The sequence below is a fragment of the Sphingobium sp. Ant17 genome (genome assembly GCF_000588875.1).
Lineage (GTDB): Bacteria > Pseudomonadota > Alphaproteobacteria > Sphingomonadales > Sphingomonadaceae > Sphingobium.
Genome location: NZ_JEMV01000006.1, coordinates 100101 through 112887 on the forward strand (window position 1 = coordinate 100101; position 12787 = coordinate 112887).

The 12787-nt window shown below is 65.1% G+C and carries 9 protein-coding genes, 1 tRNA gene and 3 pseudogenes; 2 read left to right on the plus strand and 11 right to left on the minus strand.

The features are described from left to right. Nucleotides 1-31: 31 nt before the first annotated feature. Nucleotides 32-988, plus strand: coding sequence for a phytoene/squalene synthase family protein (locus tag BF95_RS04710; RefSeq protein ID WP_081764034.1), 957 nt, complete (start codon nucleotides 32-34; stop codon nucleotides 986-988). A 228-nt stretch (nucleotides 989-1216) separates the two neighbouring features. Here the strand turns inward: BF95_RS04710 and BF95_RS04715 are convergent, their stop codons facing one another. The 11 genes and pseudogenes from BF95_RS04715 to BF95_RS04760 all read right to left on the minus strand — a co-directional run bounded on the left by BF95_RS04715 (nucleotide 1217) and on the right by BF95_RS04760 (nucleotide 11925). Continuing rightward, nucleotides 1217-2557, minus strand: a complete 1341-nt coding sequence (locus tag BF95_RS04715) for an ammonium transporter (protein ID WP_043149746.1) — start codon at nucleotides 2555-2557, stop codon at nucleotides 1217-1219. Between the two features lie 13 nt (nucleotides 2558-2570). Then, a pseudogene (locus tag BF95_RS26090) lies at nucleotides 2571-2908 on the minus strand (P-II family nitrogen regulator). Nucleotides 2909-3066: 158 nt separating this feature from the next. After that, nucleotides 3067-3642 (minus strand): DUF924 family protein, encoded by a 576-nt coding sequence (locus BF95_RS04720; protein ID WP_043149712.1) that lies wholly within the window; start codon nucleotides 3640-3642, stop codon nucleotides 3067-3069. Nucleotides 3643-3698: 56 nt separating this feature from the next. Next, nucleotides 3699-5140: pseudogene (gene tldD / locus BF95_RS04725) on the minus strand (metalloprotease TldD). 44 nt (nucleotides 5141-5184) lie between these two features. Further along, nucleotides 5185-5412: a zinc-finger domain-containing protein gene (locus tag BF95_RS04730; RefSeq protein ID WP_043149713.1), complete on the minus strand. Its 228-nt coding sequence runs from the start codon at nucleotides 5410-5412 to the stop codon at nucleotides 5185-5187. A gap of 349 nt (nucleotides 5413-5761) precedes the next feature. Beyond that, nucleotides 5762-5837: transfer RNA gene (locus BF95_RS04735), tRNA-Val, on the minus strand. Between the two features lie 69 nt (nucleotides 5838-5906). Next, entirely contained in the window at nucleotides 5907-6899 is a 993-nt protein-coding gene (locus tag BF95_RS04740; RefSeq protein ID WP_051519847.1) for a MarR family transcriptional regulator, read from the minus strand. Nucleotides 6900-7119: 220 nt separating this feature from the next. After that, nucleotides 7120-7971, minus strand: coding sequence for a D-amino-acid transaminase (locus BF95_RS04745; RefSeq protein ID WP_043149715.1), 852 nt, complete (start codon nucleotides 7969-7971; stop codon nucleotides 7120-7122). A gap of 28 nt (nucleotides 7972-7999) precedes the next feature. Then, nucleotides 8000-10017: pseudogene (locus BF95_RS04750) on the minus strand (TonB-dependent receptor). Nucleotides 10018-10068: 51 nt separating this feature from the next. Next, nucleotides 10069-11286, minus strand: a complete 1218-nt coding sequence (locus tag BF95_RS04755; RefSeq protein ID WP_043149748.1) for an MBL fold metallo-hydrolase — start codon at nucleotides 11284-11286, stop codon at nucleotides 10069-10071. A gap of 279 nt (nucleotides 11287-11565) precedes the next feature. Further along, nucleotides 11566-11925, minus strand: coding sequence for a hypothetical protein (locus BF95_RS04760; protein ID WP_200866880.1), 360 nt, complete (start codon nucleotides 11923-11925; stop codon nucleotides 11566-11568). Between the two features lie 525 nt (nucleotides 11926-12450). On the opposite strand from BF95_RS04760, the gene BF95_RS04765 reads away from it, so the two are divergent. Further along, on the plus strand, nucleotides 12451-12787 hold a 337-nt coding region (locus BF95_RS04765), incomplete at its 3' end, for a PAS domain-containing protein (RefSeq protein WP_043149716.1).

Below are 12787 nucleotides of genomic sequence, written 5' to 3' on the forward strand. Positions count from 1 at the left end.
CTTGGGCAGGCGGGCAGGGCATGGCGATGGCATGACCGACCTGCCCATTCTCGACCGCCCGGCGCTCGTCGCCCATGCCAAGCAGAGCATTGCGCGCGGCTCCAAATCCTTTGCCATGGCGTCGACGCTGTTCGATCCGCAGATCCGCGAGCGCGCCTGGCTGCTCTATGCCTGGTGCCGCAAGTGCGATGATATCGCCGATGGGCAGGACCATGGCGGCACATTGCAGGGTGTCGTGGACGGGCAGGCGCGATTGTCGACCATCCGGGTGATGACCGACAGCGCGCTGCGCGGCGAACCGACCGGCGATCCGGCCTTTGACGGCTTTGGCGTGGTGATGCGCGAATGCGCCATTCCCGCCCGCTATGCCCATGATTTGATTGAGGGGTTTGCGCTCGACGCGCGCGAATGGCGACCGCGCAGCCAGGACGATATGCTGCGCTATTGCTATTATGTCGCGGGCGCGGTCGGGTGCATGATGGCGGTGCTGATGGGGGTCGATCCCGATGACCAGGCGACGCTTGACCGCGCCTGCGACCTGGGGCTGGCGTTTCAGCTCGCCAATATCGCCCGCGACATCAGCGAGGATGAAGCCGCCGACCGCTGCTATCTGCCGCAGGAGTGGCTGGCCGAAATGGATATGCCACCCGGCGAACATATGAAGCCCTGGGTCCGGCCGCGTCTTGCCATATTGGCGCGGCGCATGGCGGACATGGCGGCGGCCTATGAAGACAGCGCTCGCCATGGCACTGGCGCGCTGCCGCCACGGGCGGCCTGGGCGGTGCTGGCGGCGGCGGGCATTTATGGCGACATCGCCCGCGAAGTCGCGCGCCGGGGCGAGCAGGCCTGGGACGCGCGGGTGATCACGACCAAGCCGGCGAAGCTCCGCTGGGTCGCGCGGGCGGGCATCCAGGTGATCGGTCGCGCCAAGCGCTGGCCCGCCGATACGCCCCGGCCTGCCAATCTGTGGACGCGCCCGACCGTTTGATCGCCGCGCGTTCGGATGTTCTCCCGCGAAGGCTGGGTTCCAGTCCCATAGTCTGAACTGGACCCGGCCTGCGCCGGGGAACGGCATCTATTGCCTTCAGGCATGCGCTTTACCGCAAGCACATAAAAAGAGGGCCGATGCTTTCGCATCGGCCCAAGGGTTGTTCGCAGGAGGAACAAGGTGGGGCGGGCGGGCCATGTCCCGGTCGGGCGGCCCGCCCTGCCAATCTTACATATTGTAGGCGCGCTCGCCGTGCTCGCCGAGGTCGAGCCCCTGCTGCTCGACTTCTTCGCTCACCCGCAGACCGGTGACGGCCTTGGCGATGAAGATGGCGATGGCGGTGCCGACCGAGGCCCAGACGATGGAGACGACCACGGCGATGATCTGCGTCATCACCTGGGCACCCATGGCGGTCGAACCGTCGCCGGGGCCACCCAGGAAGGGCTGGTAGACGATGCCGGTGCCGATGGCGCCGACGATGCCGCCCACGCCATGGATGCCAAAGGCGTCCAGGCTGTCGTCATAGCCAAGCTTGGGCTTGATGACCGAGACGAAGTAGAAGCAGATGATCGAGGCAAGGGCACCCAGAACGATGGCGCCGAACGGCCCGGAATTGCCCGCAGCCGGGGTCACGGCGACCAGGCCAGCGATCACGCCGGAGCAGAAGCCGAGAGCCGACGCCTTGTGACCATTGGCCTTTTCAGCGAGCATCCAGAACAGCGCCCCTGCCGCGGTGGCGACGAAGGTGTTGATCATGGCGAGCGCCGCCGTGCCGTCGGCTTCCAGTTCGGAACCCGCGTTGAAGCCGAACCAGCCAACCCAGAGCATGCCGGTGCCGATCATCGTCATCGTCATGCTGTGCGGGGCCATCGGCTCCTTGGGGTAGCCGATCCGCTTGCCAAGGATGAGGCAGGCGACCAAAGCGGAGACGCCGGCATTGATGTGGACCACGGTGCCGCCGGCAAAGTCCAGCGCGCCCATGTCGAACAACAGGCCGCCGCCGGCCCATACCATGTGGGCGATCGGGAAATAGACGATCGTGAGCCAGATGGCGGTGAAGAGCATGACCGCCGAGAATTTCATGCGCTCGACCACCGAACCCAGGACCAGCGCAGCCGTGATGGCGGCAAAGGTCATCTGGAAGCTGACGAACACATATTCGGAAATCACTTCGTCGGAGAAGGTGGCGGCCGTGCTGTCTGTGGTGACACCGACCAGGAACCATTTGCCCCACGAAACAAAGGCATTGCCTTCTGGGCCGAAGGCCATGCCGTAGCCGTACATGACCCAGATGAGCATGGCGAGGCAGGCGGCCGCGCCGATCTGCGTCATCGTCGCCAGCATATTCTTCGACCGGGTCAGGCCGCCGTAGAACAGCGCAAGCCCGGGCAGGATCATGAGCAGGACGAGGACGGTGGACGTCATCATCCAGGCATTGTTGCCCGGATTGGGCACGGCTGCGGCGGGTGCCGCCGCTTCGGCGGCTTCCTGCGCCCAGGCAGGCAGGGCGGCGAAGAGCGACAGCCCCGCTGCCCCCGCCATCCCGCAAAGTTTCTTGGAAAAGGTCATTATTCCCCCCTTCTTACAGCGCGGTTTCGCCGGTTTCGCCGGTGCGGATGCGCACGGCCTGGCCGACATCGAGGACGAAGATCTTGCCATCGCCGATGCGCCCGAATTGGCCGCCGCCTGCGTCGCTTCCACGACGCGCGGGGCCAGGTCGTCGTCGCAAACGACCTCGACCTTGATCTTGGGAACCATGTTGGTGGAATATTCCGCGCCGCGATAGATTTCGGTCTGCCCCTTTTGGCGACCAAAGCCCTTCACTTCGCTGACCGTCATGCCTGCGATGCCGAGCGAGGATAGTGCCTCGCGGACATCGTCGAGCTTGAACGGCTTAATGATAGCCATGACAAGTTTCATGTCGCCCCCTGTTACTGGTGTGCGGGGACATACTCAGCAAGAGGCGTGCCAATTTGCTAATGGCGCGTTAATGCGGGCTTAGGCTGCGGCGCGATGAAAAACAGCGCCGAAAAAATGAGCAGAGGATGGTGCCTGCTTAAAAAACAGGCAGCATCAGCCTACCATTGACCGCCTTCTTCGATCGCCGCCTCTTCGTTGGGCAAGGTTGCACGGCCCAAGGCGGCGTTGCGGTGGGGGAAACGGCCGAACCGCTCGATGATCGCATGGTGATCGCGCGCGAAGCCGAGCCAATGTTCATTGCCCGCGCCTTCGAACAGGGTCATCGATGTTTCCTGATCGGCGAGCGTTTCGCCATGCATGAACGGCATATAGAAAAAGAGCCGTCCGGTCCCGCCGATCTGGATATCATAGCCATGGGCGATCGCACCGCGCGCAATGTCGCGGGCCAGCGGATCGCTGGCAAAGGCCTGTGCGGTATCGCGGAACATGTTGCGGGGCAGTTGGTCGAACAGCAGGATCGCGGCCAGCGCTTCGTCGGCGCGATCGAGAAAGGCCTCTGGCGGCAAGGCCTGCTTTTCCTGCCGCAAATCGCCGAAACGCGCGATGCAGCGCTGGTCCAGAGTAGGGTCTTTCTCCCACCATCCCGCTTTGCCGACCTCGTTGAACCAGAAATCGAGCAGGGCTGCAGCCCAGTCGGCGGTGACGGGATCATGGCTGTCGGTGAGCATGTTCATACCGGCTTATACAGACGAAGGGCCGATCCGGTTCCGCCATAGGCCGTAGAGGACGGTCAGGTCGCCGTGCCGCCCACCGTCAGCCCCTGCAGCAGGAGGGTCGGCTGGCCGACGCCTGCGGGCACGCTCTGCCCGCCCTTGCCGCACATGCCGATGCCTTCGTCCAGCGCCCAGTCATGGCCGATGCCGACCACCTTGGTCAGGGCCGTGGGGCCATCGCCGATCAGCGTCGCGCCCTTGATCGGGTCGCCCAGCGTGCCATTCTCGACCTTATAGGCCTCGGTGCAGGAGAAGACGAACTTGCCCGACACGATGTCGACCTGCCCGCCGCCAAAGCTCTTGGCGAAAATGCCAGTCTTCATCCGCGACAGCAGCTCTTCGGGATCGTCATTGCCGCCCCGGATGAACGTGTTGGTCATGCGCGGCATCGGACCATGGGCATAGCTTTCGCGGCGACCATTGCCGGTGGGTTCGACCCCCATCAGCCGGGCATTGAGCCGGTCCTGCATATAGCCGCGCAGGATGCCATCCTCGATCAGGATATTCTCCTGCGTCGGCGTGCCTTCGTCATCGATCGACAGCGACCCGCGCCGGTCGGCGATCGCGCCGTCATCGACGACGGTAACGCCGGGGGCGGCGACGCGCTCGCCGATGCGGCCGGAAAAGGCGCTGGTGCCCTTGCGGTTGAAATCGCCTTCCAGCCCATGGCCGATGGCTTCATGCACCAGCACGCCGGGCCAACCCGGGCCAAGCAGCACGGTCATTTCGCCCGCAGGCGCGGCGACCGAGCGCATGTTGACGCGCGCCTGCGCCAGCGCTTCGTCGATCGCGCGGTTCCACACAGTCGGGTCCATGACCTGATCATAGAGATAGCGCCCGCCGATGCCGAAGCTGCCGGTTTCGCGGCGGCCATTCTCTTCTAGGATGACCGAGACGTTGAGGCGCACGAGCGGGCGGATGTCGGTGGCGGTAAAGCCGTCGGCGCGCACGATCTCGACCACCGACCAACTGCCCGCCAGATTGACCGAGACCTGCGCGACGCGTGGATCGCGCGCGCGGGCGGCAGCGTCGATCGCGGCGCACAGCGTTACCTTCTCGGCGAAGGGCACGATCTCCAACGGATTGGCGTCGGTATAGAGATGACGATTGGTGTGCTGCGGCGGTGGGGCCGGGGGCGCGGCGGCGGGGTCGAGCAGCGCCAGCGTCTGCGCCGCCTTGCGGATCGCCGCTTCGCTGATGTCGTTGGCATGGGCAAAGCCGGTCATCTCGCCCGACACGCCGCGCAGGCCAAAGCCCGCATCGGTCGAATAATCGGCGGTTTTCAGCCGTCCGTCGTCAAAGCCGAAACTCTCGCTGGCGCGATATTGCAGATAGAGTTCGCCATCGTCGCAGCCTTTGAGCGCATCGGCGGTCAGGCGACGTGCGCCATCGGGATCCAGCAGGCCGGGACGATAGAGAAGGCACGGGCGTCGGTATAGTGCGCGGAAATATCAGTCATACCATCCGATATAGGGACGGCAGCACCCAAGCCCAAAGGAAAAGTTAGAGGCTGGCGCCGGACGCGATGTCGGGCTTGTCGCCAATGTCCGCCGTGTCGGCCACGCCGCCGATCAGCACGAAGCGCCGATCGCAATAGCCGCAGTCGACATAGCCATGTTCATCGATTTCCAGAAAGACGCGCGGATGGCCGAGGGCGGCGGGAATGTCGCCCGACCCGTCGCAGGAAACGCGGGCTTTGGAGACTCGGAGGATTTCTGGCGGCTGGATCATGGCTGCGGGAATTAGCAGTGCAAACGCTGCGCCGCAATATGCGGCTACATCAAAGGAAGCGGTGGTGCCTTGCATGGGGTCGAGGTGTCGCCTTTCCGGACCTTTGCGGCAGGTTGCCAGTCGGTGCAATCCTTCGCCGCGATCACCGCGAGCGGCGACAGCATCAGCAGGGCAGGCGCGAGGGTGCTGCCGAGGAAGATGGGGTTGGGCATGGGGACAAGATGCCGCATCCAGGCTTGCTGTACGATGAACGTTACGCAGGCGGTTGGATTGGCGATGGCCTCGCAGCATAGCTGCTCGGAGTTTTTCGGCCGCCCGTTCCGCGGACGGGCTCTAAAGACCGAAAAACTGGTGGGCGATGACGGGCTCGAACCGCCGACATTCTCGGTGTAAACGAGACGCTCTACCAACTGAGCTAATCGCCCCCTTGCGGAGAACCGCCTATCTAGGCGAAAAAGCGGTGCCGTCAAGCCGGGCCGTCCAAGACAAGCGCGTCAACTCGCCAGCAGGCGGCGGCTGGCCCCGAACCAGCGGATCATCGCGTCGGCGGCATCCTGCGCCAGAGCGATGAAGATGCGGCGGCCATCCTGCGGATCGGCCTGTCGTTCGACCAGACCCTTGGCGGTCAGGGTGCGAATCCAGCGCAACGCCGTGGTCGGCGGCACGGCGGCGGCGATGCACAGGCTGGAGACGGAGACGCGCTCCTGCTCCAGCCGGGCGGCGAGCAGGTCGAGCAGCATGTCCCAGGCCGGGTCCGCGAACAGGTCGCCGGGCAGGAAGTCGGCCCGGATGCGGCGGGCGCGCAGCAGGTCACGCACCTGCGTCGCGCTCAACGTCGGCACCTGGGCATAGGCATGGGGTGCGGCGGCACCCATTGGCGCGAGCGCGGGCATGCCGATATAATCGCTCGGCCGGTCGGCGATGCGCGGGCCGGGATCGAAAGAGGGCGCGGCGAAGGGCGACCGCTGCGTCAGCGCGTCGAGCGTGCGGGCGAGGCGGCTGACCTCGGCGCTCAATTGCTCAAGCCGGGCGCTGTCGCGGTCCTGTTCATGAACCTGACCGGGGGCGGGGCGTTCCTCGCCCGCCGTGACGAGCGCAGCGGCCAGGTCGCTATGGTCGGGATTGCAGAGCAATTGGGTCTGCGCGCCCTGGGCAGCGGCAAAGGCGAGGTCGATCGTGTCCCATCCCGCGACCAGGATGACGGCCATGCCCTGCTGGATCGCCTGTGCCTCCACTTGCGCCAGCAAGGGTTCGAGCGCGGGGGTTGGCACCGGGCAGAAGAGCAGCAGCACGGCGCATTGCAACTGGCCATCCAGCCGCGCCGAGGCTTCGGCGAGCGGCGCGACGCCCAGCAGTCGCAGCCCGGCGGCATCGGCCACCGGCATCAGGTCCGCCGCATCGATTCGGTCGGCGATGACAAGCAGGCCTGCCCGATGATCGCGCCGCAAATGATCCGCTCTGCCCATGCTGTAGGAAAAATCTTCCATCGTCGCTCCGGCTCCTGTTCTAGCTTCGTTCCTGGGACTAAAGCAAGAACGGATCGAATCAGCCGCATCTGTCGCCATAGTGACGATAATCCGGTGCAAAGGGGTGGGATACCAGCCCTGCGCGGGTATTTTCCCACCATCTTCGCGCCGATCTGGCGGGAGGAGAGGGGGCGTCGCCCGATCTCTCCATTATGGAGTCATTTGGCAGGCAGCACTGGTGTCAGATCGCGGTGGCGCGCGCGAAGGCGATGTAGAGCGCCCGCAGCCGCATCGCGACCGGGCCGGGGGTGCCGTCGCCGATCGTCTGCCCATCGATCCGCACCACTGACTGGCACAGCGTCGAGGCGCTGGCGATGAAAGCCTCCCGCGCGGCCAGTGCCTCCGCCACCGTGAAAGCCCGATGCACGACGGCGATGTCGCTTTCCTGCGCCAAGGCGGTCAGCGCCGCGCCGGTGCAGCCCGCCAGTACCGCCTGGCTATAGGGGCGGGTGACGATGCCTTCGTCGGTGACGATGAAGGCGGTAGAGGACGCGCCTTCGGTGACGAAGCCGTCCTCCACCATCCACGCTTCCTGCGCGCCCGCGTCGCGCGCGGCCTGCTTCGCCAAGACCTGCGCGAGCAGCCCCACGCTCTTGATGTCGCGCCGCGCCCAGCGCAGGTCGATCATGGTGGCCACCGCGATGCCGGTGCGGACGGCGGGCACGTCGAGTATCGGCTTGTCCGCGACGAACAGGAACAATGTCGGTTCGATATCCGGCGCGGCCAGGAACTCGCGGCCCGCCTCCGCCCCGCGCGTGAGTTGGAGATAGACCAGCCCCTCGGTCACCCCGTTGCGCGCGACCAGTTCCCGCTGCACCGCCTCGATCTGCGCCAGCGTCACGGGCAGACGGATGCCGAGCGCGTCCGCCGACCGTTCCAGCCGGGCGAGGTGGCTGGCGGTGTCGACCAGCCGCCCGTCGATCACCGCCGCCACCTCATAGACGCCATCGGCGAAGAGAAAGCCGCGATCGAGCGGCGAAATGCGGGCCTCGTCCAGTGGCAGGAAGGTGCCGTTCAGATAGGCGATCGCCATAAGGCCGTTCCTCCGCTCTGATCCGCTTCTATCCGCTGAAGCTGACGCCGATCCAGAGCGTGCGCGGCGTGCCCAGATCCATCGATCCGCCTGCATTGCGCGTGACGATCGTCTCATCCAGCAGATTTTCGCCCCGCGCCACCAGCGTCACGCCGCCCGTCAACGGCAGCCGGGCGATGGCATCGACGGTGATCGCGTGGGGCAGGACGTCGCTTTGCAGATCATCCTCATATTGTTTCGCGACATAGCGCAGCGTGGTCGACAGCGTCGGTCCCTGCGCCGGGCTGTAGGCGATGGTTGCGCTGGCGGCATGGCGCGGGCTTTGCGCTGGGGTGAGGCCATCGAATGCTTCGCCAGGCGCATGGACGCGGCTGCGGCTATAGGCATAGGAGGCCGACAGGCGCATGGCGCCCAGCGTCGCATCCGCCGTCAGTTCCACGCCCTTGGCGACGATCCGGTCGATATTGCGGCGCTGGCGCGTGGTGGCGGTCAGCGTCACATTGGCGACCGCATCGTCCAGCCGGTTGATGAAGCCGGTCGCCGACAGGCTGATGCCCGGCACCGGGGTCAGGTCGATGCCGACCTCCGCGCCTTTCAGCTTTTCCGGTGTCAGTGCATCATTGGCCTGCGTCGTGATCGGAAAGACCACGAAGGGGCGATAGAGTTCGTTGAGCGTCGGCAGGCGGAAGCCGCTATAGGCCGCGCCGCGCAGCGCGATCGCGTCGCTCGCCCGATAGAGCGCGCCCGCCCGGCCCGACACTTCCCAGTCCGACCGGTCGGCATAATCGCTCGACGTGCCAACGCCGCTGGTTGCGCTGACCTGCCGGTAGAAACCGTCGCTGATCGACCAGCGATCGGCGCGCACGCCGCCGGTCAGTACCAGCCGCCCGTCCGGCCCGGCCGGCGTCCAGTCATCCTCAACAAAGATCCCGCGCGTCCATTGCTGCCCCCCGGCATGGCGGCGGAAGGTCGCGGGATTGCTGGCGCTATTCGCATTATAGGCGTCCTCGAACATGTCGCCGCTGGCAAAGCGGCTATCGACGCGACCCGCAGCACATGCGCGTCCCCCACCGGCGGGCGCAGCTCGATCTTGCCGCCGATCCCGGTCGAGGGCGTGTTGCGCTGGTCCAATGTCCGGCGGAAGGTGGAGGAGGAGATGACGAGATTGGAGAAATTGCGCACCTGCACATAGGCGAGCGCATCGACCTGCCACCGCCCGCGATCGATATAGCGGATGCTGGCGTCCTGCCCCTGGCTGCTATTGTCCGCCCCGGCGAAGCGCAGCGTGCGCTTGTCCTCGAACAGGGTCGCGCGAAATTGCACTTCCGACGTGGCGGAGATCGGCGCGACCGCGCGCAGATTGGTGGACCAGCCATCATAGGCGGCGGGCACGGTCGCGGCGACGCGCTGGTCCCTGGGCGTGGTCTGAAACCCATCGCCCCGGTCCCACCGCCCCGATAGTGAGACATAGCCGTTGCCGACGTCGGGCGTGATACTGGCTGACACTTCGGTCGAATCGCGGCTGCCATAGAAGGCGCTGGCGGCAAAGCCCGGTAACTGGTCGCGCGTCGCGCTCGCCAGTTCGATCGTCCCCGCCACCGCGCCCGCGCCGAACGCGCCGATGCCGCCGCCGCGCGTCACCCGCACCACCGAGAGGCGATCAGGCACCAGCGCGCTGAAGGGGATATAGCCGAAAAACGGGTCCGCCATGGGCACGCCGTCGAGCAGCACCAGCGTCCGGCTCGACGCATTGCCGCCCAGCGCGCGCAGCGTCGCCCCTTGCGCCGACGGGTTGGCCGATCGGCTGTCGGACCGGCGGAATTGCTGGAAGCCAGCGACATCGCCCAGCACGCTTTCGATCCGGCCCGACGCACTGTCCTGCAAGCGCTGGCGGTCGATCACCACTGATCCATAAGCGGGCGTGCCGGGCGGCAGGTCCAGTCCCGCGCCGGTCACGACGATGGTGGCCGGGTCGCCCGCCGCCGGTTGCGCCAATGCGATGCCGGGCAGGAAGAACAGGATGGCGGGGAGGGGAAGAGATTTCATGCCCCCGCTCTCCCCATTTCGGCCGCCTTTTGCAAATGGAAAGGCCGCGCCTTACTCCAGCCTGCGGATCGCCCGTTCGTCGCAATAGGGCGTGACCCGCTCGACCGGACTGACGCCTGGCACCTGCAACGCCTGCCCGATCCGCAGCGGCGCGAACCGCTGGCGCGCGATCCCCTGGCAGCGCAGCGCCAGTTCCAGCATGCGCGGCGGCGTATCCCATTGTTCGTAGGACAGGCGGAACGTCCCCCAATGGATGGGGATGGCGGTCGATGCGCCCAGCCGTTTGAACATCTCCACCGCCTGGATCGGCCCGACATGGGCGTCCGACTGCATCTGCCCCTTCCAGAAACGGAACGCGCCGATCGGGATCAGCGCCAGCCGGATCGGCCCGATCCGCGCGGCCTCGATAGGCCAGCCCATGTCGCCCGCGCCCGTGTCGCCCGCAAAGAAGATATTGCCCGCCCGCGTCGCGATGACGAAGCTCGACCACAGCGCCCGGTTGCGGTCGCTGCCCCAGCGGCTGCTCCAATGATGGTTGCGGGTCACATGGACGCGATAATCGGGGCAATGTTCGTAATTGCCGCACTGGATCACCGCGCCCGGCGCCAGCCCGTTGAGCGCCGCGCCGCTGACCGACTGGCCCCAATCGAGCGCAGTCGCGGGAATGCCATGCGCCCGCAACAGCGCGTCATTGCCAAGGCTGGTGACGATCTTGGGCTTGTCCCGCGCCCACAACCTTTTCAATGTCGGCAGGTCGAGATGGTCATAATGATTATGGCTGATGACGATCAGGTCGATCTTGGGCAGATCATCGAAGCGGATGCCCGGTTCCGCCACCCGCTTGGGGCCAAAGGGGGGCAGGGGGCTGGCATGGTCCGACCAGATCGGGTCGGTCAATATGTTCAGCCCCGCCGCCTGCACCAGCACGCTCGCATGCCCGACCCAGGTCGCCACCATGCCGCGGGGCGCGGCAAAGGGCGCGGGTCTGGCAGGCTTGACCGCGATCGCCACCGGCCATTCCGGGCGATCGTCATCGCCCAGCAGCCAGCGTAGGAGGAAGCCCATCCGACTGGTGCCGGGCGGCGCGGGCGGTTCTATCGCGCCATCGGGATTGAAGAAATGCGCGCCGTCATAATGGCGGCTGACCGGCCCGTCATAATAGATGCGGTCGAGGAAGGGCGGAACGATGGTGATCGCCAGGCACAGCGCCACCACCGCGAACAACAGCGCGACCCCCAAGCCCCTGACGATGCGGATAAGGCGACCCATGCCCAGCGCCATAGCGGACGGGGGCGGCGGAGCAAGGGGGTGTGAGGGTGGGACTTACGCTTCCCACTTAATTCCCCCCTCCCCAGCGGGGAGGGGCCGGGGGAGCGAGGCAAAGCCGAGCGTCTGCGCAAGCGGCGGCATACCCCCACCCAACCTTCCCCTCAAAGGGGGAGGGGTCGAAAAATCGCAACCGCAGCGCGCAGCAAACAGGGCCAGCAAACCAAGCCCTGAACGGACCTTCGTCATGCCGCCAACCGCCACCGCCCTACGGATACCGCCTCACTGATAATGCAGCCTCTTGTCGAACCCCTCATTCGCCTTGGCCATCTTGGCGATCTTGCGCGGCTGGCTGCGGACATGCCGCTCGAACCGCATATCGTCATAAACGCCCGTCGCTGGATAGTCTTCCTGGCGGATCAGCTCCTTGAGCCGCTGGGCGAACAGCGCCTGCGTTTCGATGCAATCGGGCAATTGCAGGGCGCGGCACACCCATTCCTCGGCGGCGGCCTTGTCATACTCATCTCGCGATTCATAATCGCGCCGATCCGCCGCCGCCTGATCCAAACGCGCCGCATCGAACCGCCGCGCCAACCATAGCCGCACCACCGCCCCATCCCACGCGTTCGACGGCTCGCTCATGATTTGCTCCACATCTTGGTCATCCTTGCACCCATAGAGGAGGAGAGCGGAGAAGCTACCACGGTGGAAGGAGGCAATCGCTCGACTGACAAGCGCCACTTGTCGCCATTACATTACTCCCGTCTCGTTCCCGAAACCGGTCGTTCGTTTATTTTCATTGGCGGATCGGCAACCGGGAGAAGCCGTCCGTCGGTCGCCGACCATTTGCGGAACGTTCCAGACTGATCATTTCGTTCTAATAATCTGCCATGATTCAAAACTCAAAGATTCTGCATCAAGCACAGAGAGGCAGGGAATATGGACACTCGGCGATGTAAAAACCAGATGCGTTTTTGGGCGCACATTTGATGTCGACTTTCCTGTGATGAATAACTAAAATAAGATGGCGTTGAGCGCTCAACCAAGCTGCATCGCTCGTGACGCCAACGATTGATCTTGTCGCAAAGCGTTCTCCAACTAGTATTTAAGCGTATACGCTTGCAAAATACCTACAGTCGGAATCCATTGTGACAGGAAAGCCGTCGAATGAAGAGGACCCCCGAAGTTACGACTGAACGACTCGGCCGCATTGTCGAGGAAGCGTCCAGTGAGGTTTACCTGTTCGCCACCGACGATTTTCACTTCTTGCTGGTCAACCGGGGCGCACGCGACAATCTCGGGTTTTCAATGGAGGAACTCCGTGGGCGCACACCCTGGGACATAAAGCCGGAAATCTGTAGAGAGGATTTTCTCAAACTAGTGGAGCCCCTCATTTCGGGAGCGACTGAACGGCTCGATTTCGAAACAGTGCATCAGCGCAAGGACGGCACACGCTACGATGTTTCGATCCGCCTCCAACTGATACACCTGACGGCGAGGGGTT

Bases quoted from the DNA above. Each gene is read 5' to 3' on its own strand.
- BF95_RS04730 (WP_043149713.1), bottom strand. From the start codon at position 5,412: ATGATCCAGCCGCCAGAAATCCTCCGAGTCTCCAAAGCCCGCGTTTCC.
- BF95_RS04760 (WP_200866880.1), bottom strand. From the start codon at position 11,925: ATGAGCGAGCCGTCGAACGCGTGGGATGGGGCGGTGGTGCGGCTATGG.
- BF95_RS04710 (WP_081764034.1), top strand. From the start codon at position 32: ATGACCGACCTGCCCATTCTCGACCGCCCGGCGCTCGTCGCCCATGCC.
- BF95_RS04715 (WP_043149746.1), bottom strand. From the start codon at position 2,557: ATGACCTTTTCCAAGAAACTTTGCGGGATGGCGGGGGCAGCGGGGCTG.
- BF95_RS04755 (WP_043149748.1), bottom strand. From the start codon at position 11,286: ATGGGTCGCCTTATCCGCATCGTCAGGGGCTTGGGGGTCGCGCTGTTG.
- BF95_RS04740 (WP_051519847.1), bottom strand. From the start codon at position 6,899: ATGGAAGATTTTTCCTACAGCATGGGCAGAGCGGATCATTTGCGGCGC.
- BF95_RS04720 (WP_043149712.1), bottom strand. From the start codon at position 3,642: ATGAACATGCTCACCGACAGCCATGATCCCGTCACCGCCGACTGGGCT.
- BF95_RS04745 (WP_043149715.1), bottom strand. From the start codon at position 7,971: ATGGCGATCGCCTATCTGAACGGCACCTTCCTGCCACTGGACGAGGCC.